Annotated in this window: 16 protein-coding genes; 9 read left to right on the top strand and 7 right to left on the bottom strand. The window is 72.1% G+C overall.

Annotated features, from left to right (window positions below; genetic code table 11):
* Positions 1-20: 20 nt before the first annotated feature.
* From SERN_RS08640 to SERN_RS08630, 3 genes are all read right to left on the bottom strand, one after another.
* Positions 21-1,040 (bottom strand): LacI family DNA-binding transcriptional regulator, encoded by a 1,020-nt coding sequence (locus SERN_RS08640; RefSeq protein WP_135849672.1) that lies wholly within the window; start codon positions 1,038-1,040, stop codon positions 21-23.
* Positions 1,041-1,111: 71 nt separating this feature from the next.
* Entirely contained in the window at positions 1,112-5,407 is a 4,296-nt protein-coding gene (locus tag SERN_RS08635) for a PQQ-dependent sugar dehydrogenase (RefSeq protein WP_135849671.1), read from the bottom strand.
* Between the two features lie 351 nt (positions 5,408-5,758).
* A complete protein-coding gene (locus SERN_RS08630) occupies positions 5,759-6,802 on the bottom strand; it encodes a LacI family DNA-binding transcriptional regulator (RefSeq protein ID WP_135849670.1) in 1,044 nt (347 codons plus the stop codon).
* A 177-nt stretch (positions 6,803-6,979) separates the two neighbouring features.
* Between SERN_RS08630 and SERN_RS08625 the strand changes: the two genes are divergently transcribed.
* The 8 genes from SERN_RS08625 (at position 6,980) to SERN_RS08590 (ending at position 14,828) form a co-directional block, all read left to right on the top strand.
* Positions 6,980-8,248 (top strand): amino acid ABC transporter substrate-binding protein, encoded by a 1,269-nt coding sequence (locus SERN_RS08625; RefSeq protein WP_233251560.1) that lies wholly within the window; start codon positions 6,980-6,982, stop codon positions 8,246-8,248.
* 7 nt (positions 8,249-8,255) lie between these two features.
* Positions 8,256-9,140, top strand: coding sequence for a branched-chain amino acid ABC transporter permease (locus tag SERN_RS08620; RefSeq protein WP_135849669.1), 885 nt, complete (start codon positions 8,256-8,258; stop codon positions 9,138-9,140).
* Positions 9,124-10,305, top strand: a complete 1,182-nt coding sequence (locus tag SERN_RS08615) for a branched-chain amino acid ABC transporter permease (RefSeq protein ID WP_233251559.1) — start codon at positions 9,124-9,126, stop codon at positions 10,303-10,305. Before SERN_RS08620 ends, SERN_RS08615 begins: the two co-directional genes overlap by 17 nt.
* A complete protein-coding gene (locus SERN_RS08610) occupies positions 10,302-11,069 on the top strand; it encodes an ABC transporter ATP-binding protein (protein WP_135849668.1) in 768 nt (255 codons plus the stop codon). Before SERN_RS08615 ends, SERN_RS08610 begins: the two co-directional genes overlap by 4 nt.
* Complete coding sequence (locus SERN_RS08605; RefSeq protein ID WP_233251558.1) at positions 11,059-11,853, top strand: ABC transporter ATP-binding protein; 795 nt, start codon at positions 11,059-11,061, stop codon at positions 11,851-11,853. The genes SERN_RS08610 and SERN_RS08605 overlap by 11 nt, the downstream gene beginning before the upstream one ends.
* A 278-nt stretch (positions 11,854-12,131) precedes the next feature.
* On the top strand, positions 12,132-12,779 hold the full coding sequence (eda, locus tag SERN_RS08600; protein WP_135849667.1) for a bifunctional 4-hydroxy-2-oxoglutarate aldolase/2-dehydro-3-deoxy-phosphogluconate aldolase: 648 nt from the start codon (positions 12,132-12,134) through the stop codon (positions 12,777-12,779).
* Between the two features lie 35 nt (positions 12,780-12,814).
* Positions 12,815-13,921 (top strand): sugar kinase, encoded by a 1,107-nt coding sequence (locus SERN_RS08595; protein WP_135849666.1) that lies wholly within the window; start codon positions 12,815-12,817, stop codon positions 13,919-13,921.
* 64 nt (positions 13,922-13,985) lie between these two features.
* Entirely contained in the window at positions 13,986-14,828 is an 843-nt protein-coding gene (locus SERN_RS08590; protein WP_135849665.1) for a tryptophan-rich sensory protein, read from the top strand.
* A gap of 120 nt (positions 14,829-14,948) precedes the next feature.
* Here the strand turns inward: SERN_RS08590 and SERN_RS08585 are convergent, their stop codons facing one another.
* Entirely contained in the window at positions 14,949-15,305 is a 357-nt protein-coding gene (locus SERN_RS08585) for a hypothetical protein (protein WP_135849664.1), read from the bottom strand.
* 134 nt (positions 15,306-15,439) lie between these two features.
* Here SERN_RS08585 and SERN_RS08580 point away from each other — a divergent pair, with 134 nt between their 5' ends.
* Entirely contained in the window at positions 15,440-16,090 is a 651-nt protein-coding gene (locus SERN_RS08580) for a uridine kinase family protein (protein WP_135849663.1), read from the top strand.
* A gap of 58 nt (positions 16,091-16,148) precedes the next feature.
* Here SERN_RS08580 and SERN_RS08575 read toward each other — a convergent pair whose 3' ends face one another.
* The 3 genes from SERN_RS08575 to xylA are packed head-to-tail and all read right to left on the bottom strand — an operon-like array spanning position 16,149 to position 19,555.
* Positions 16,149-16,844 carry a DedA family protein gene (locus SERN_RS08575; RefSeq protein WP_135849662.1) on the bottom strand — a complete coding sequence of 232 codons (696 nt, stop codon included), beginning with the start codon at positions 16,842-16,844 and terminating at the stop codon, positions 16,149-16,151.
* Positions 16,845-16,889: 45 nt separating this feature from the next.
* Positions 16,890-18,362, bottom strand: a complete 1,473-nt coding sequence (gene xylB / locus SERN_RS08570; protein ID WP_135849661.1) for a xylulokinase — start codon at positions 18,360-18,362, stop codon at positions 16,890-16,892.
* An 11-nt stretch (positions 18,363-18,373) separates the two neighbouring features.
* On the bottom strand, positions 18,374-19,555 hold the full coding sequence (xylA, locus tag SERN_RS08565; protein WP_135849660.1) for a xylose isomerase: 1,182 nt from the start codon (positions 19,553-19,555) through the stop codon (positions 18,374-18,376).
* Between the last annotated feature and the right edge of the window lie 43 nt (positions 19,556-19,598).

Raw genomic sequence — 19,598 nt, 5'->3', positions numbered from 1 at the left:
CGAAACGCATGGGATGGCGCCTACGCGCCGCGCAGGTCCGGCGTCGACCCGCCGATCACGACGTCGCAGCCCACCGACTCCACGACGTCGCCCTGGTCGCCGAGTGCCAGGCGCACGGCACGCACGCCGAGCTCGTCCATGGGGACCGTCACCGTGGTGAGCGTCGGCACGACGTCGCGCAGCGTCGAGATCCCCCCGAAACCGGCCAGCGCCACGTCCTGCGGCACGCCGAGGCCGAGCTCGCGCGCGGCCGCGAGCGCCCCCAGCGCCATCACGTCGTTCGTGGCGACGACGGCGTCGACGTCCGCCAGGACGCCGTCCTGCGCCAGCCGCAGCAGAGCGCGGTGCCCGCCCTCCCACGTGAAGGCGGTCTCGACGCTCGAGGCCACCGACCCACGATCCCCCAGCGCGTCGAGGAACCCTTCGCGCCGGTCGCGGGCGGTGACACGATCGGTCGGACCGCCCAGCACGGCGAAGCGGCGGTAGCCGAGGTCGAGCAGCGACGCCGCCAGGGCCGCGGCTCCGCCCCGGTTGTCGACGGCGACCGAGGCCACCCCGGGCACGGGCTGCCCGATGGCGGCGATCCCCACGCCCTGTCGCCCCAGCGCGGCGAGGGACTCGGCCAGCGCGTCCGAGCGCTCGCCCGCCGACCGGCCGCCGGCGATCACCACCGCCCGCGCCCGCTGGCGGCGCATGAGGTCGATCAGCTGCGCCTCCCTGGCCGGGTCGTTCTGGGTCGTGGCGAGGGAGACCTGGAGTCCCTCCGCCTCGGCCGTGCGCACGACGGCGGCCGCGATCGCCGAGAAGTAGGGGTCGGCGATGTCGTGCACGAGGAGACCGAGCGTCGTCGTGCGCCCCCGCGCCATCGCCTGCGCCGTCGCGTCGGGCGTGTACTGCAGCCGTGCGGCCGCCTCCGTCACCCGTTCGACGAGCTCGGGCCGCACGGAGCGGTCGGCCGAACCGTTGATCGCTCGCGACGCCGTCGCCAGCGACACCCCCGCCTCCCTGGCCACGTCGCTCAGGGTCACCCGCTGCACCATGTCCACACACTAGACGGCGGGGCCCACCGTGAGGTGAGCCCCGCCGTCCGGCGAATCCGTGCGGGTGAGGCTCAGGCCTCCGGGTTCGTCAGCCGGTACATGAACGCGGCCATCGCGTCCCGGTTGACCGGGCTGAGCGGCCGGTAGAGCGTCGTGCCGTCGTTCCCGTCGCGCCAGCCGGTGGCGATGCCCTCCTCCTCGAGCCAGGCGATCTCCCGGTAGAACTGGTTGCCGGTCGCGACGTCGTCGAACGGCGAGACCGTCGGCGCGTCGTAGGAGGCGACCTCGGCGTACCGGAAGAGGAACGCCGCCATCGCGTCACGCGCGATCGGAGCCAGCGGGCGGTACGAGAACGTCCCGTCCCCGTTGGCCCAGCCCGTGGAGATCTCCTTCGCGTGGAGCCAGGCGATCTCCCGGTAGAACTGGTTGCTCGTGCTCACGTCCGTGAACGGCGAGGTCGCCGGCGGGGTGAACTCGGGCTCCCCGGCGAGGACGGCCAGGCGGTAGAGGAACGCCGCCATCGCGTCGCGCGCCACCGGCGTCACGGGGCGGAACTCCTTCGTGCCGTCGGGCAGGTCCCACCCGCGGGTGATGCCGCGCTCGGCCAGCCACGAGATCTCGCGGAAGAACTGGTTGTCCTCCGCCACGTCGACGAACGAGATCGGCTCGGGCTGCTCGACGGGAGTGCCCGTCACCGTGAGGTTGCGCAGGCGCCCGATGTTGTCGAAGGAGCCGAAGCCCACACGACCCGAGGTGAAGGTGTCGTCGGTCGCCGTCATCAGCGGCCGCTCGAGACCGTCGAGGTACACGGCGATCTCCCCGGTCTCGGCGCAGTGCACGAGGCGAACGTCGTGCCAGTCGTCGTCCGTCACGGCCGGCGGAGCGCCGATCTCGGTCTCGGGGTTCCACTGGTCGTCGATGCGCTCGCGGTCCTTGCCGTCGACCTTGAAGATGCCGTTGTGGGCGTAGATCGTGTTGTCCTGGCTGAGGTGGGCGTAGTAGTACTCGGTGTCGGACCGGTGTCCGAACACCAGGATGACGTCACGGTTGTTGACGTCGACCGGCTCGTCGAGCCGGACCTCGGCCTCCAGCTCGAACGAGGCGAGCTCCGGGCCCTGCGCGAGGATCGCGTACTCGAACGGCCGGCGGATGCCGTCGTTCGGGTTGTCCCCCTTCTCGGCCAGGACGATCTCCTCGCCCGGGAACTGCCACTTCGACGGCGTGCGCGGCTCCCAGCTCTCCGCGTCCGCGCCGGCCGTGATCTCGGTGCCCGACGGCGTGCAGGTGGGCACCAGCGGCGGCTCGACGTCCTCGACGGCGTAGCGCGCGTACTGCGCCGCCACCTGCCCGGCCGTCGCGGCCGAGTCGAGGAACATCAGGTCGTCCATCCGACCGTTGAACGGGTTCTGCTCGCGCGTGTTCTGCGGGTAGCTGCCGCCGATCTTGATCCCGCGCGGGTCGGTGTCGGTCGCGCTGCCCTGGCCCCACGGGTTGGTGGTGCTGGTGTAGAAGCCCTCGAGCGGCTCGCCGTTCATGTACAGCGCCATCGAGCCCCCGGCGAAGTCGAAGGTGGCCGACAGGTGCACCCACTCGCCCTGCTTCAGGATCTCATCCCACGGCATCTGAGCGGCGTACGTCCAGGACGCGCCGCCGTCCACGCGCCGCGCCAGCGCCACGAGGCGCTGCTCACCGTTCACGTTGATGACCTCGAGCAGCGCACGGACGGCGTGCCCGTCGGAGCTGCCGGACAGGGTCCCGGCCAGCCCGATCGCGTTGAAGCGGTCGTTCGGGTCCGGGGTCGTGGAGTTGAGGGCGGGCATGTCGCCCTCGGGCTTGAACCAGCCCATCACGGTGGTCTCGTCGGTGCCGGCGAACGGCCGCAGGGTCTCGACCCCGCCCTCGTCGTAGATGCCGGCCTTCCAGTCGTCGTTGGAGACCGCGTGCTTGTTCACCTGCTGGGTCTGCAGCGCCTCGCCGGCACCCGGGTAGGCGGAGTCGGCCACGCGCATCTCCACCCCGCCGTTGACGAGGTCGATCGCGGTGCCCGAGTAGCCGAGGTCGGTCTCCTTGGTCGGGTCGCCCTCCAGGGGCGTGTCGAAGCCGTAGTGCGCCACGAGGCTCGGTGCCAGCTCCGGCAGGACCTGCGGGGCGGCCTCGAACGGCGGCTCCACCTCACCCTCGCGGGCGCCGACGACCTTCCACATCTTCCCGTCGGCCTTGGAGACCAGGTACAGCTGGTCTCCGCCGTCCGAGCCGAAGCGCAGGTCGACGCGCGTGTCCCCGACCAGCTCCTGGAACGTCGTCTCCTCGCCGTCGACGAACACCTTGAGCTGGCTGATCTCCGCCAGATCCTCGATGTCGCCGTCGTTGCGAACCATCTCGTCGGCCTCGGTGGACAGCACCCACCCGCGCACGAGGTCCGTGAACAGGTACTTGCCGCGCAGCTCCTCGATGTCGCCGCGGTAGACGAACCCGCCGTTCAGGGCCACCCCGGCGTCGCCGGTCTGACCGGGGTCGCGGTTGTGGTCGTAGGCCGCCACCGGGTAGGTGAACCCGTTCTCGGCGTCGTCAGCCGGCAGCGGGTAGATCTGACGGTTCTCGGCGAGGAACGAGCCCTCGCGCTGCGACCAGCCGAAGTTGTCGCCCGCCTCGACGGCGTAGACGGACTCGACCTGCCACTCGCCGATGTGGCCGAGGTAGAGGGTGTTCTCGCCCTCCGGGTCCCAGCTGATGCGGTGGGGGTCGCGCATGCCGACGGCGTAGATCTCGCCGAGGGCCCCTGCCGTCCCCAGGAACGGGTTGTCCGCCGGGATGCCGTACTCGCCGTTGGTGCTGTCCGTCCCCAGCGGGTCGATGCGGAAGATCTTGCCCTGCGGCGTCGTCAGGTCCTGGGGGTTGCCGTTGCCGACGCCGTTGCCGCCGTCGCCCACGAGCACGTAGAGGTTGCCGTAGTCGGCCTCGCCCTTCTCCACCGTCGGGTTGAACGCGATCTGCTGCACGGTGTGGACGCGTCCGCCGAACGGCACGCGCATCACCTCGCGACTGGTCCCGGCGAACGTGGCGGCGGCCGGGTCGGTCGCCGTCCACTCGGTGATGACGCTGTGGAAGCCCGTCGTGCCGAAGCCGGGGAAGTCGGGGGTGTCCTGCGTGAGCGCCGTCCCGGCCTCCGTGTGGACGGTGTAGAACTTGCCGTTCTCACCGAACTCGGGGTGGAACTCCACGAAGCCGAGACCCGTGCCGAGGCCGGCGCTGTTGTGGAAGTTGTCGACGAACTGCTCGCGCACGTTCAGGTAGGGCACGTGATCGCCCGTGGCCTCGTCCACCAGGTACAGGATCGCGTTCATGTCCGGTACGGCCAGCCGGCCGGAGCCGTCCGGGACCTCGTCGACGTGCTGCACCCGGTTGTGACGGATGAGGCGCTGGTCGCTCGCGGCCGGCGTCGTGGTGGACGCGGGGAGCTGGGCGAACTCCTCGACCTCGATGCCCAGGCTGACGGGCGTCGGGTCGGGGAGCGGGTTCTCCAGGGGCTGGACCGGTCCGCCGTCGGCCGACTCGCAGTCCGCGACGTTTCCCGTGGGCAGCGCGAGGTTGGCGCCCGTGGGGTCGATCGCGACGTCGTCGAGCATGATGCGGCCCGCGCTGTTGCCGCCGTTGATCCAGAAGAAGCGGTCGAGCGCGCCGGTGACGCTCTCGCGGAAGCCGAACGTCTGCTCGGCTCCGGCGGGGAGCCGGGTCTGCTCCTCGTAGATCCCGCCCTGGCTGTAGACGGTGACGCGGTCGGTGGCGTTGTCCGCCACGATCCACACGCACTGCCAGACGTCCTCCGACCAGGTGCCGACGTCGGCGAACGCGCCGCCGTTGCGGACCTTGAGGACGTCGCTGTTCTGGTTGTTGACGTAGGCGCGGCTGTGGGAGGTGGTCGACGGCGCGTCGACGTCGGTCACGCCGAAGGAGTTGTCGGAGGACGCGTCGCGCCGCATCCGGAGGAAGACGGTGCCGGTGGCGCCGTCCTCGATCGGGGTGATCGCACGGTGGGCGGAGCGGTTGCCGCCCGTCAGCTCGAGTGCGCGGTTGTTCTGGTTGACCGGGTCGAGGACGACCTGGCCGGCGGGGTGGGACGTCCAACCGTCCTGGCCGTCGAGCGGGCCGACGGTGTAGCCCTCGAAGGTGAGGTGCTCGGTGAAGCCCGCGACGTCGGCCGCAGCTGCGGCGGCCTCGGTTCCTGCCGGGGCGGCGGGGGTGTCGGGCGGTGGTTGGTCGGGGGCGGCCGACGCCGGGACGGCGGCCACGGAGACGGCGAGCGCCGCCGAGAGGGCGAGCGCGAGGCCCGTCCGTAGGGGTGTCGTGCGGGGTCGTGCAGACGTCATCGTCCGGCTCCTCATCGTTGGGAAGCGCTTTCACGCGCAGTCAGCGTTGCACGCGGCGAGCCGGGTGGCAACGGTCAGTTTGCGACGGGTTCGTTTTCGGGGCGGTTCGGCGGTGGCGCCGCCGCTCGCCCCGGCCCCGGATCCCGTCGCAGCCTCAGCCGGGGCGGACCGGTGCCGCCCTGAGCGGCTGAGCGCGAGCACCCGCCGACCCGCGCCTCCCTGACCTGCGGCGATGCCACGAGCTCCGCCGACGGCCCGCACCTGGCCGCTCCTGGCGGCACGCCGCCGGCACGCCCCGACGGCCGCGGCGCCAGGAACGAGCGGGAGCCCGCCACCGCGACCGACGACGAGCTACGCGGGCGGCGGCGCGGTCGAGGCTCGTACCACCAGCTCGTGACCGACCTCCCTCACGGTCGGCTCACCGCCGGCGGGGCGCAGCGCGAGCCGCGCGGCCTGCCGGCCCATGCTCGCCATGGGCAGCCGGACCGTCGTCAGCGCGGGGGCGAGGTCCTGCGCCACCTGGACGTCGTCGATCCCCGTGACCGACACCGCCTGCGGCACCGGGATCCCCCGCTCGCGCAGCACCGACAGCGCCCCGGTCGCCATGGTGTCGTTCAGCGCGATGATCGCCGTCAGGCCGGGGTGCGAGTCCAGGAGGCGGACGGTCGCGGCCCGTCCGCCGTCGCGCGTGAAGGCCGCGTGCGCCCAGACGATCTCCTCGACGTCGGCGGCGCGCGCCGCCCGATCGATCCCTCGGCCCCGGTCCACGACGGTCGTCAGCGTGTCCGGACCCGAGATCACACCGATGCGCCGGTGCCCGAGCGCGATGAGGTGCTCGGCGGCGACGCGCGCCGCTCCGACGTTGTCCGGCAGCACCGCGTCGCAGCCGATGTCGCGGTGCCCGATCGCCACCAGCCGCCCACCCGAGGCCGCGTAGGCCTCGAGCTCGGCGTTCACCGTGGCGTTCTTGGCGGGGTCCCGGTAGCCGGACCCGGCGATGATCAGCGCCCCCACGCGCTGCCCGCGCAGCATCCGCACCCCGGCAAGGTCGCTCGCCGCCTCGCGGTCCTGGTGGCTGACCTGCACGCTCCAGCCGTGCTCGCCGGCCACCTGGATGACGCCGCCGGCGATCTCGGCGAAGTAGGGGTCGTCGATCTCGTAGACCATCAGCCCCAGCACCGAGGTCAGCCCGCCGGCGAGCGAGCGCGCGTGCGGGTTGACCGTGTAGCTGAGCTCGTCAGCCGCCTCGAGCACGCGGCGCGTCAGACCGGGTGAGACCACCCCGCCACCGGACAGCGCACGCGACGCCGTCGCGATCGACACCCCCGCGAGCACCGCCACATCCGTCAGGCGCGGCGCGCCCGACCTCTCCCGCTCCTGCCACCGGTGCGCCATCGCACGCCCTCCAGGGTGTCGAGTTGATCACGATGCAACTTCGGTGTTGCGTGGATCACATCTGCAGCATACGGTGCAGTAACCGCTTTCTGAATGCGCTTTCCAAGATCGGTGTCGATCGGGCGCAGGGGTGGGCACCAGTGCATGACTTCTTACGACGAGGTAGGAGCAAGAGCCGTGGCACAACCAACGCGCCGCATCCGCGGTACCAGCAGCACCCGAGCACGAACCCTGACGGCGGCCGCCGCAGCGGCGGTCATGCTGACCCTCTCCGCCTGCGCCGACGGCGGTGGCGGCAGCGGCGGCGGGGACGGCGACGGCGGGTCCGACGACCCGATCGTCATCGGCATCTCCCTCCCCCTGACCGGCGACTTCTCCGAGCCCGGCAAGGGCGTCCAGCGCGGGTACGAGGCCTGGGCCCAGATCATCAACGACGACGGCGGCCTGCTCGGTCGCCAGGTCGAGCTCAAGATCCTGGACGACCAGTCCAACGCCGACCGCGTCGTGGCGGACTACGAGGTGCTGATCGCGCAGGACGAGGTCGACCTCGTCTTCGGACCGTTCTCCACGCGCCTCGTCGTGCCCTCGGCCCGCGTCGCGCAGGAGTACGGAATGCTCTTCGTCGAGCCGGCCGGCGCCGCCGCCGAGGTGTTCGAGCAGGGCTTCGACAACCTCTTCTACGCCGCGCCCGCCATCGCGCAGGACCACTACAACTACCTGGCCGACGAGATCCTCGCGATGCCGGAGGGCGAGCGCCCGACCACGGTCGCCGTCGCCTCGATGGACGACCCGTTCGCCCAGGGCACCGCCTACGGCCTCCGGGACAAGCTCGAGGAGGGCGGTCTGGAGATCGTCGTCGACGAGGTCTACCCGCCCAACACCACCGACTTCTCCCCGATCGCGGCCAAGATCGCGGACTCGGGCGCCGACATGGTCATCGGCGGCACGCAGTACCAGGACGCCGTCAACCTCATCGTCGCGCTGCAGCAGCTGAACTACCAGCCGCAGCTCGCCGCGTTCTCCACGGCCCCGACCAACCCCGAGTTCTCCGAGGCCATCGGCTCCAAGACCGAGGGGATCCTCTCCCCGACCGGCTACACGCCCGACGCGACCTGGCCCTCCAACGTGGACTTCGTCGAGAAGTACACCGAGATCCACGGCAACCCGCCCGGCGAGGACGAGGCCAACGCCTACACGACCGGCCAGGTCGTCGCCGCCGCGGTCGAGGCCGTCGGCTGCGCCGAGCAGGGCGACTGCCAGCAGCAGCTCATCGACTGGCTGCGGGACAACGAGGTCGAGACCGTCGTCGGCCCGCTGACCTGGGACGAGACGGGCAAGCCGCAGGGCGCGCACCTCATCCAGCAGTACGTCGACGGCGCCATCGAGATCGTCCTGCCCGGCGAGACGGCCGAGGCCGAGCTCATCTTCCCGAAGCCTGCGTGGTGATCGAAGCGTGACCGGTTCACTCCTCCTCCAGAGCCTCATCCTGGGCGTGCTGCTGGGAGGGCTCTACGCCCTCCTGGCAGCGGGTCTGACCCTGTACTTCGGCGTCATGCGCGTCGTGATGATCGCCCACGCGGCGTTCCTCGTGCTCGCCGCCTACCTCGCCTGGTTCGCCAACTCCCGCCTCGGGATCGACCCGCTGCTGACCCTCGTGGTCACCGTCCCGCTGTTCTTCGGGATCGGCGTCCTCATGCAGCGCCTGCTCATCAAGCGGCTCCGCCCCGCGACCCTCACGATGATGTCGGTGCTCCTCACCTTCGCCATAGCGCTGTTCATCGAGGGCCTGGTCGGATTCGTCTGGGGCGGCACGCAGCGCCGCATCCAGCTGTCCTACTCCAGCGCGAGCATCGAGATCTTCGGGGCGCGCATCGCCGTCGTGAAGCTCATCGCGTTCGGCCTGGCGGCGCTGTCGCTGCTGGCGCTGTACCTGCTGATGAAGCACACCCGCTTCGGGCAGGCGCTGCGCGCCACGATCCAGCACCCCGAGGCCGCTCAGCTCGTCGGCATCAAGACGGAGGGCGTCGCCGGTCTCGGCTTCGGCCTCGGCCTGGCGACGGCGGCGCTCGGCGGCACGGCCCTCTCGCTGGACGCCACCATCTACCCGTCCCTGCACTGGCACTGGATCGGACCGCTGATGGCGATCATCGTCGTCGGCGGCCTGGGATCGATCCCCGGTGCCGCCATCGCCGCCCTCGTCCTGGGGGTGGGCCAGAGCCTGCTCCAGGTCCCGCTCGGGACGACGTGGGCGCAGACCATCTTCTACGTGGCACTGTTCGTGACGCTCATGGTGCGTCCGCAGGGGTTCTTCGGAGGTCGCCTTGCCCAACGCTTCTAGCACGCTGGCCGCGCCCGAGCGCGCCGCCACCGCTGCCACCCCCACCGACCGCTCGCGCCGGCGGAAGATCGCCACCGTCGTCGCCCTCATCGTGGCCGCCGTGGTCGTCGGGATCTTCCCCGCCGCCGCGCCGAACGCCTACATCCTCTCGGCCGGCGTCGTGATCCTGTCCTACGCCTGCACCGCCACGTCGTGGAACTTCATGGGTGGTTTCACCGGCTACATCTCCCTCGGTCACGCCGCGTGGTTCGGACTCGGCGCCTACGGCACCGGCATCCTGGTGCGGGACCTGGGTCTGCCCTCGTTCGTGGCCTGGGCGCTGGCCGGCGTGGTCGTCGCGATCATCACGGTCCCGATCGGCATCGCGGCCCTCCGGGTGCGCGGCGCGTCGTTCGTGATCGTCTCGATCGCGTTCGTGCTCATCCTGCTCCTGGTGTTCCAGGGCTGGGGCAGCTTCACGGGCGGCTCCAACGGCCTCGTCGTACCGCGCCCGTTCCCCGACCTCATGCGCCCGGTCCACCACCAGGTGTTCTTCTACCTGTTCGCGGCACTGCTCGCCGCGATGCTCGTGCTGTGGTGGGCGATCAACCGCTCGCGCTTCGGCATCGGCCTCAAGGCGATCCGCGAGGACGAGGACAAGGCCGAGGCGCTCGGCATCCCGACGCGCAACTACAAGCTCGTCGCCTACATCATCTCGGCCACCTTCACCGGCCTGGCCGGCGGGATGTACGCGCTCTGGTTCGGCGACCTGGACCCGATCTTCCAGTTCTCGATCCTGCTCGGCTCCTACATGGTGCTGATGGCGCTGCTCGGCGGCATCCGCCACCTCCTCGGCCCGCTCGTGGGCGCCATCATCGTCGGCATCGGTCTCGAGGTCTTCAAGCTGCAGTTCGGCGACACGCAGTTCCACCTCGTGGCCACCGGCCTGCTGCTCGCCCTGGTCGTGCTGTTCATGCCCGACGGGATCATCCCGGCCCTCCAGGCCGGCATCAAGCGGTTCGGTCCGCAGTCCTCCTCCATCCGGGAGATGACGGCGGGCGAGCTCGCCGAGCGCAACCGCGCGGCCGGTGTCAGCGGTGCGTCGGTGTTCGCCGGCCGAAAGGCCGAGCGCGAGGGCGTCGAGAACGAGGACGCCACCACCCCGACCGAGGAGGAGAAGCGATGACCGCCACGGCAGCCAGCGGCGCCACCACCACCGTCTCGAACCTCAGCACCCGGGGACTGACGAAGGTCTTCGGCGGCGTGCGCGCCGTCGACGGCGCCGACGTCACGTTCCACGAGGGCAAGATCAACGCCCTCATCGGACCGAACGGTTCGGGCAAGACGACGTTCTTCAACTGCGTCACCGGCATGATCAAGCCCGACTCGGGCACGGTCACGTTCAAGGATCGCGACATCACGGGCAAGGCCCCGCACGCCATCGCCCACGCGGGGATCGGGCGCAGCTTCCAGCTGTGCCGGATCTTCCCCAGGATGAGCGTGCTCGACAACGTGCTGGTCGCCGTCCGTCGGACGGGCATCCGGAGCCTGCTGGCTCCCGCCCGCACCGAGGCGGAGGTCACCAAGGCGCGCCAGCTCCTGGTCAGGGTGGGCATCGACCACCTCGAGAACGCCGAGGCGCGCGACCTGTCCTACGGTCAGCAGAAGCTGCTCGAGCTGGCGGGCGTGCTCATGGGCGATCCGGACACGATCATGCTCGACGAGCCCGCCGGTGGCGTGAACCCCTCCCTCATCGGGCGGATCGGCTCGCTCGTGCAGGAGCTCAACGCGGAGGGCACGACCTTCCTCATCGTCGAGCACAACATGGATCTCGTGATGAGCCTCAGCCACCACGTCATCGTGTTCGACCGCGGGCGCCCGATCGCCGAGGGCACACCCGACATCGTCCAGTCCGACCCTCGCGTCCTGGAGGCCTACCTTGGCGTCTGACACCTCACCCCAGACAAGCACGGCGAACGCCGCGAAGCCCGACGGCGACCTGCTCGTCCTCGACGACGTCCAGGCCGGTTACGGCAGGGCCGCGATGGTCCTGCGCGGCCTGACCATCCGGGTCCCCGCCTCCACGGTGGTCTGCCTCGTCGGACCGAACGGCGCCGGCAAGTCCACGGTCCTCAAGGTCGCCAGCGGCCTGCTCAAGCCGGCCTCGGGGAAGATCCTCGTGGGCGGTGCGGACGTCACCGGACAGGGCCCGCAGCAGATGCTGACCTCGGGCCTCGCCCACGTCCTGCAGGGGCACAGCGTGTTCCGCGAGATGTCGGTCCAGGAGAACGTCATGCTCGGCGCGTACACGCTGCGCGACAAGGCGGTCATCGCCGAGCGCGTCACGTTCGTGCAGAACCTGTTCCCGATCGTCGGGGAGCGCTGGAAGCAGCTGGCCGGCCTGCTCTCGGGCGGCCAGCAGAAGCAGGTGGAGTTCGCTCGCTCGCTCATGGTCAGCCCGAAGGTCGTGCTGCTCGACGAGCCCTCGATGGGTCTCGACCCGAAGACGACCACCAAGGTCTTCGAGCAGGTCGTGCGGATGCGCGACGCCGGCGTCGCCGTCCTCCTCGTGGAGCAGAACGCGCGGCGCGCGCTGGAGACGGCGGACATCGGCTGCGTCCTCGACCTCGGTCGCGTGCACATCACCGGACCGGCACCCGAGCTGCTCGCCGACCCGCAGCTGTCGGAGCTCTACCTCGGTGGCCGACCGGGCGAGGCGAAGACCCCCGCCTGACACGCTCCCCCTCCCGCCGACGGCCGGTCTTCCGCCGGCGGGCGGATGGCTGGACGAGGCGGCCCGGTGAGGGTCACGCCCCGTCCGTCCGACCGCGCGACTGTCACGTCCGATCCGGTTCGCACCGCCGGGACCAGGCCGGACGTGACAGTCAGCCGCCCACCGCATCGACCGCGGCGACCCGGGCGCTTCGCCATCGTTCGCCGCCCCCACCGCGGCACGCGAGGTCGACCGCTGCTCGTCGGCACTGCCCGCAACCCACCCCATCTGGAGTCACCGTGGACGTCCTCTCCCAGCTCGCCGCCGCCACCCTCGTGCCGGTGGTGGTCCTGCACGACGCCGCCGACGCCGACGGCCTGGCCGGCGCCCTCGTCGCCGGCGGCCTCCCGGTCGCGGAGGTCACCTTCCGCACCCCGGCCGCCGCCGACTCGATCCGCGCGATGGCGGACCGCGGCGACATCCTCGTGGGTGCCGGCACGGTGCTCACCCCGGCGCAGGTCGACACGGCCGTGGCCGCCGGCGCGCAGTACGTCGTCTCCCCCGGCACGAGCCGCGCGGTGATCGAGCGCTGCCAGGAGCACGGCATCGCGGTCCTGCCCGGTGCCGTCACCGCCACCGAGATCCAGGCGGCGCTCGAGCTCGGTCTGACCACGATGAAGTTCTTCCCCGCCGGCACGTCGGGCGGCGCGCCCGCCATCGTGGCACTGTCGGCCCCGTTCGGCGGCGTTCAGTTCGTCCCGACCGGCGGCGTCGGCCCCGCCAACCTGGGCGACTACCTCGCCCTGCCGAGCGTCGTCGCCGTCGGCGGCTCGTGGATGGTCCCGGCCGCCACGGTCGCCGCGCACGCTTTCGCCACCATCACCGACCTCACGACGACGGCGGTCGAGCTCGCGCGCTCGCTGCGTCCCGCCGCGGCGTCGGCCTGACCCCCACACCTCCGACAGACCCCCCAGGAGCCCCCGTGAGCACCACCCTCGAGATCCGCCCCGCCTCCGAGTGCCGCTACGACGCCGTCTCGCTCGGCGAGGTCATGCTGCGCCTCGACCCGGGCGAGGGTCGCATCCGCACCGCCCGCTCGTTCCGCGCCTCGGAGGGCGGCGGGGAGTACAACGTCTCGCGCGGTCTGCGCCGGGCGTTCGGCCTGCGCGGCGCCGTCGTGACGGCGCTGGCCGACAACGAGATCGGGCGCCTGGTGGAGGACCTCATCCTCACCGGGGGCCTGGACACCGAGTTCGTGCGGTGGGTGCCCTACGACGGCATCGGCCGCACCGTGCGCAACGGCCTCAACTTCACCGAGCGCGGCTTCGGCGTGCGCGGCGCCGTCGGCGTCTCCGACCGCGGACTCACCGCCGCCTCCCAGCTCCGGGCGCAGGACGTGGACTGGGACAGGCTGTTCGGCGAGTACGGCGTGCGCTGGCTGCACACCGGCGGCATCTACGCCGCGCTGTCGGAGACCTCCGCCGAGACGGTCCTCACCGCGGTCAGGAAGGCCAAGGAGTACGGCACGGTCGTCTCCTACGACCTCAACTACCGGCCATCGCTGTGGAGGTCGATCGGCGGCCAGGCCAAGGCCCAGGAGGTCAACAGGGAGATCGCGCCGTACATCGACGTCATGATCGGCAACGAGGAGGACTTCACCGCCTCGCTCGGCTTCGAGGTCGGTGGCGTGGACGAGAACCTCGCCCACCTCGAGACGGACTCCTTCAAGGAGATGATCGAGACGGCGGCGGCCGCGTACCCGAACTTCAAGGTCATCGGCACCACGCTGCGCACCGTCCACAGCGCCACGATCAACGACTGGGGCGCGCTGGCCTGGTCGAAGGAGACCGGCGTCGTCGAGGCGACGCACCGCGCGGGGCTGGAGATCCTGGACCGCGTGGGTGGCGGCGACTCGTTCGCCTCCGGTCTCATCTACGGGCTGCTGGACGGTCAGGACCTGACGACGGCGGTCAACTACGGTGCCGCGCACGGCGCCCTGGCGATGACCACGCCCGGCGACACCACGATGGTCAGCAAGGCCGAGGTGCTCAAGCTCGCCGGGGGCGGGTCGGCGCGCGTCGACCGCTGAGGTCGGGCCGGCGCGAGACGCCGGAACTCTCGCCATCCCCGGCCACCCGCGCGACGATGGAGGCATGGCACAGGCAACGACAGCAGACAGGGTCCGCCAGCTCGCGCTCGTGGTCGGTGGCGCGGGCGCCATCGCGGCCGCGGCGTGGGGTTCGGGTGCGTTCGGCGGTGACGCGATCCAGAACGCCTCCAGCGGCGCGCTGTCCGCGACGGCGACGCCGCTGGCCCCCGGGACGGGTGCGTTCTCGATCTGGAGCGTCATCTATGTCGCCCTGATCGTCACGGCGGTCCTGCACGCCCTGCCCTCGCGCGCGGCCTCCCCCCACTACCGCGCGCTCGGCTGGTGGATCCTGGCCAGCATGATCCTCAACGCCGCGTGGATCTGCGCGGCGCAGGTGGGCCTGCTCGGCCTCACCGTGCCGGTCATCGCGCTGCTCGTGGGGGTCCTCGCGGTCTGCCTCGTCAAGCTGCGCACGCTGCCCCCGGCACCGCGCCTCGACGCGATCGTCCTGGGCGGCACCATCGGCCTCTACCTCGGCTGGGTGTGCGTCGCCACGGTCGCCAACGTCACGACGGTCCTGACCTCCTCCAGCATCGACCTGGGCTTCCTGCCCGAGCCGGTCTGGATCATCGTCGTGCTCGCCGTCGCGGCCGCGATCTGCGCGGGCGTCGCGCTCCTGGCCCGACGCCGGGCGCTCGCCGTCGGCGCCACGCTCGCCGCCACGTGGGGGCTGGCGTGGATCGCCGTCGGCCGCCTCACGGACGGCCCCGACTCCCGCGCCGCGGTGATCGGTGCGATCACGGCCGCCGCGGTCGTGGCGGTCTCCGGCGTCGTCGCCCTCGTGCGCGACTCCCGCACGGACCGTCCGGGCCGCACCCACGGCTCCGGCACGGCCCACCCGGCCTGAGGCCCCCGCCCCGGCACTCACCCCGGCCCTCATCCCCGGCCGACAATGCGCATGGCTGCTCTATCGCGTCGATGGAGCAGCCATGCGCATTGTCGGCCGGGGGGGTGCCCGGCGGGCGGGTCAGACCCCCGGGGTCGGGGTGGTCGGCGGCGTCGGGGGCGTGGTCGGCGGCACGTCGACCGGTGTCACGGGCGCCACCGGGTTGACCGGGTGGGTGGGGGCGGCGCCCTCGGGCGCGCTGTCGCCGTCGAACCGGTCCTTCACGTCCGCCACGACGTCCCCGGCCCGCTCCTTCGCCGTCCCCAGGAGGTCGCCCGCCTTCTCGCGCGCGTTCTCGAGGGCCGGGCCGGCCTTCTCGCGGGCGTCGTGGAACGCGGCCTCGGCCTTCTCCGCGGCGTTCTCGGCGACGTCGCCGAGCTTGTCCGCGACCTCCTCCGCCCTGTCCTTCAGCTTGTCGAAGAAGCTCTGCTCGCTCACGTCTCGCCCTCTCGCAGTCCGGTCCGCCGACCGGTGCGGCCGGCGCGTGTGGCCGCGCTCACTATGGGCGAGCCCACGCCACCCGCGCAAGCATCGGCGCCGAGCGTCCGCACCCCGGCCGGTAAACTCGCCGGGTGCCGCAGGAGAATCCGTCCGACGAGGCCCTCTTCGACCTTCCGGACGACGCCCGCAGGCCCCTGCGCCGCGTGATCGTCCTGGCGGGGGCCTCGGGGAGCGGCAAAAGCTCGATCGCCCACCGCCTCGGCGTTCCCGTCGTGCGGCTCGACGACTTCTACCGCGACTTCGACCACCCCGGCCTCCCGCGCCGCCACGGCATCGTCGACTGGGACTCGCCGCTCACGTGGGACGCGCCCGCCGCCGTCGCCGCGCTGCTGCAGGCGTGCCGGGCCGATCGCCTCGAGCTGCCGACCTACGACATCCCGACCTCGCGCCGCACCGGCCTCGAGACGACCGACATCACGGGTGCCCCCGCCGTCGTGGCCGAGGGGATCTTCGCGGCCGAGATCGTCGAGCCGCTGCGCGCCGAGGGCGTGCTGGCCGGCGCCTACTACCTCGACCAGTCGCGATTCACGACGGCGGTGCGCCGGTTCGCGCGCGACGTCGGCGAGGCGCGCAAGCCTGTCCCCGCACTGATCCGCCGCGGGACGTCCCTGATGATGCAGGAGCCCGCGATGGTGCGCGGCTGGCGCGCGGGCGGCCTCGAGTCGCTGCCGCAGCAGGCGGCCGAGCGCCGGCTGCGGGAGCTCGTCACCGCCCAGGCCTGAGCGGTCCGACCCGGGCCTGCCGGCCCCGACCCGGCGACGGTCGCCGGCCCCGATCGCGTCAGGCGGCGGTGCGCTCGCGCCGACGGCGACGCAGCCGCGACACCACGAACCACAGCACCAGCAGCGCGATCACCACGAGCACCGCGTTGGACAGCACGCCGCTCCACTCCTCCAGCACCGGCTTGATCGCCGGACCGAACGCGACGCCGAGCCCGATCCAGATCCCGTTCCAGACGCCGGACCCGAGCGCCGTGTAGGCGGAGAAGGTCCAGAACGGCATCCGCTCGATGCCGGCCGGGATGGAGATGAACGAGCGCACGAGCGGGACGCACCGACCGAGCAGGACCGCGAGCACGCCCCAGCGCTGGAAGAACGCCTCGGCGCGGTCGAAGTCGGCGTGGTCCATCAGCGGGATGCGGCCGACGAGGCGTCGGGTGCGGTCCCGGCCCAGCGCCGCGCCGATCGCGTACCAGAGCCAGGCACCCACGAGCGCACCCAGCGTCGCGGCGACCCAGGCGAGCCACCCGTTCATCCGCCCCTCGTAGGCGAGGAAGCCGGCCGCGGGCAGCACCGCCTCGGACGGGATCGGCGGGACGAACGTCTCCAGCAGGACCGCGAGCCCCACCCCCACGGCGCCCAGGGTCTCGATGAGGCCGAGGACCCAGCCGATGAAACCGTCGTACCCCTCGGCGGGGTGGGTCTCGGTCGCAGCGGCGGCGGACGCCACGGCGGCGAGGGTCGTCAGAGCGGGCATCGCGAAGTCTCCTGGCGCAGTCGGGAAGGCTGCGCCCACGGTACGTCAGCCCGCTGCGCCCTCACCGTGCGGCGCGCGGTCCAGGAATTGCGTGGCCGCACGCGCGTACTGCTCGCGCACGTGCGGTGCCGCGGGCGCCGAGGCGATCTCGGTCCCGGCCGTCTCCCAGACCGGCAGGTCCGCGAGACCGTCGCCGCTGCCGTCCCGCGAGGCCGCCAGCACCCACGCGGCCTGGCGCGCCGCGCCGTCGGCCACGTACTCCCCCGCGGCCGGCAGCAGGACGTCGCGACCCAGCACGCTCGGGGCGATCTCGCGCAGCGCAGGTGACTTGGCCGCCCCGCCGAGCAGCCGGATCGAGGCGACCTCGAGGCCGAGGTCGCGCACGGCGTCGATCCCGACGGCGAGCGAGCTGACGATCGCCTCGAACGCCGCGCGGGCGACGTTCTCGCGGGTCCAGGTCTCGAGGGTGAGGCCGTGCATCGCGCCGGTGGCGTCGGGCAGGTTCGGGGTGCGCTCGCCCTGGAGGTAGGGCACGAGCGTGACGCCCTGGGCTCCCGCGGGGGCCGCGAGCGCCAGCGCGGCGAGCTCGTCGACGTCGACGCCGAGCACCCGCCGCGTCGCGTCCAGCACCTGCGCGCAGTTGACGGTCACAACGAGGGGGAGGAAGTTGCCGGTCGCGTCGGAGAACCCCGCGACCGTGCCGCTCGGGTCGGACACGGGCTGCGCGACGACGGCGCTGACCACCCCGGAGGTGCCCAGCGAGATCGCGACGTCCCCCGGGCCGAGGCCGAGCGCGAGCGCCGCGGCGGCGTTGTCGCCCGCGCCGGGACCGAGCAGCGCCGGCCGGCCGGTCGCGGAACCGGCACCGAACGCCGTCGCCACGCCCACGGCCTCGCGCGGCCCGGCGACGCGCGGCAGCACGACGTCGTCGCGCCCGAACGCGTGGGCGAGGAGATCGCGCCGGTAGGTGCCGGTCCTGCCGTCGAAGTACCCGGTGCCCGACGCGTCGGACGCGTCGGTGACGAGGTCGTCCAGCGACGTCGACCCGCTCAGCCGCCAGGTGAGGTAGTCGTGCGGCAGGCACACGGCGGCGACGCGCGCCGCGTTCTCGGGCTCGTGCCGCGCGAGCCAGCGCAGCTTGGTCACCGTGATCGAGGCGACCGGCACCGTGCCGGTCCCCTCCGCCCAGGCGGCGGCACCGAGCTCGGAGACGAGGTCGGCCGCGGCCTGGCCCGAGCGGCTGTCGTTCCACAGCAGCGCGGGGCGGATCACCTCACCCGCCGCGTCCAGCACGACCATGCCGTGCTGCTGACCGCCGACGCTGATCGCCGAGACGTCCTCGAGCCCACCCGCCTCCCGGACGGCGACCCCGAGCGCGTCCCACCACGCCCGGGGGTCGACCTCGGTGCCGGCCGGGTGCGGCGCCGCACCGGAGCGGACGAGCGCCCCGGTCTCGGCGTCGCGCACGACGACCTTGCAGGACTGGGTGGAGGAGTCGATCCCGGCGACCAGCGTCATGACGGCGCCCCTCAGCCGATGAGGTGGTCGAGCGCGAGCTGGTTCAGGGCCACGTAGTTCGTCTCACGGGCGCCGGAGGCGTCCGCGTCGAAGTCCTCGTACGCGCTGCGGTCGGCGAGCAGGTCGGCGAGCGTCTCACCCTCGGCGATGGTCGGCTTCGCGGCCTCGAACAGGCCGGCGGCCTCGAACGCCTCCTGCACGCGCGGGTCGGCGCGGTAGGCCTTGGCCTTCTCGGCCAGCAGCAGGTAGGTGTCGATGTTCGCCTTCGCGGAGGCCCACACGCCGTCGAAGTTCTCCGTGCGCGAGGGCTTGTAGTCGAAGTGGCGCGGACCGTCGTAGGTCGGGCCGCCGTTGGGGAAGCCGTTCTCGACGAGGTCGACCGTGAAGAACGCCGAGAGCAGGTCGCCGTGACCGAACACGAGGTCCTGGTCGTACTTGATCGAGCGCTGACCGTTGAGGTCGATGTGGAAGAGCTTGCCCGACCACAGCGCCTGTGCGATGCCGTGCGTGTAGTTCAGGCCGGCCATCTGCTCGTGACCCGTCTCCGGGTTCAGACCCACGATGTCGCCGTGCTCGAGCTCGGCGATGAAGCCGAGCGCGTGCCCGACGGTCGGGAGGAAGATGTCGCCGCGGGGCTCGTTGGGCTTGGGCTCGAGCGCGATGCGCAGGTCGTAGCCCTTCTCCTTGATGTACCCGGCGACGGTGTCGATGCCCTCGCGGTAGCGGTCGAGCGAGGCGTTGACGTCCTTGGAGCCGTCGTACTCGGCGCCCTCGCGGCCGCCCCACATGACGAACGTCGAGGCGCCGAGCTCGGCGGCCAGGTCGACGTTGCGGATGACCTTGCGCAGGCCGAAACGGCGCACCGCGCGGTCGTTGGCGGTGAAGCCGCCGTCCTTGAAGACGGGGTGGCTGAACGTGTTGGTCGTGACCATCTCGATCACGAGCCCGGCGGCGTCGGACGCCTTCTTGAAGTCGCCCAGGATGCGCTCGCGCTCGGAGTCGCTGGAGCCGAACGGGACGACGTCGTCGTCGTGGAACGTCACGCCCCACGCCCCCGCCTCGGCGAGCGGCGCGAGGTAGGCGCCGGGGTCGAGCTCGGCGCGCGTCGCGTCACCGAACTGGTCCTTGCCGGCCCACGCCACGGTCCACAGACCGAAGCTGAACTTGTCCTGGGGGGTTGCTGCGCGCACCATCGCTGCCTCATTCGCTCGTCGTCGAGATTCGTTTACCGGATGA

The organism is Serinibacter arcticus, from assembly GCF_004786095.1.
GTDB lineage: Bacteria > Actinomycetota > Actinomycetes > Actinomycetales > Beutenbergiaceae > Litorihabitans > Litorihabitans arcticus.
Note: the sequence above shows the minus strand (reverse complement) of the source record. Positions and strands in the feature narration are given on the sequence as shown.

Excerpts from the sequence above, each read along its gene's own strand:
- SERN_RS08590 (WP_135849665.1), top strand. The coding sequence starts at position 13,986 with ATGGCACAGGCAACGACAGCAGACAGGGTCCGCCAGCTCGCGCTCGTG.
- SERN_RS08575 (WP_135849662.1), bottom strand. The coding sequence starts at position 16,844 with ATGCCCGCTCTGACGACCCTCGCCGCCGTGGCGTCCGCCGCCGCTGCG.
- SERN_RS08635 (WP_135849671.1), bottom strand. The coding sequence starts at position 5,407 with ATGACGTCTGCACGACCCCGCACGACACCCCTACGGACGGGCCTCGCG.
- SERN_RS08610 (WP_135849668.1), top strand. The coding sequence starts at position 10,302 with ATGACCGCCACGGCAGCCAGCGGCGCCACCACCACCGTCTCGAACCTC.
- xylA (WP_135849660.1), bottom strand. The coding sequence starts at position 19,555 with ATGGTGCGCGCAGCAACCCCCCAGGACAAGTTCAGCTTCGGTCTGTGG.
- SERN_RS08630 (WP_135849670.1), bottom strand. The coding sequence starts at position 6,802 with ATGGCGCACCGGTGGCAGGAGCGGGAGAGGTCGGGCGCGCCGCGCCTG.
- xylB (WP_135849661.1), bottom strand. The coding sequence starts at position 18,362 with ATGACGCTGGTCGCCGGGATCGACTCCTCCACCCAGTCCTGCAAGGTC.
- SERN_RS08640 (WP_135849672.1), bottom strand. The coding sequence starts at position 1,040 with ATGGTGCAGCGGGTGACCCTGAGCGACGTGGCCAGGGAGGCGGGGGTG.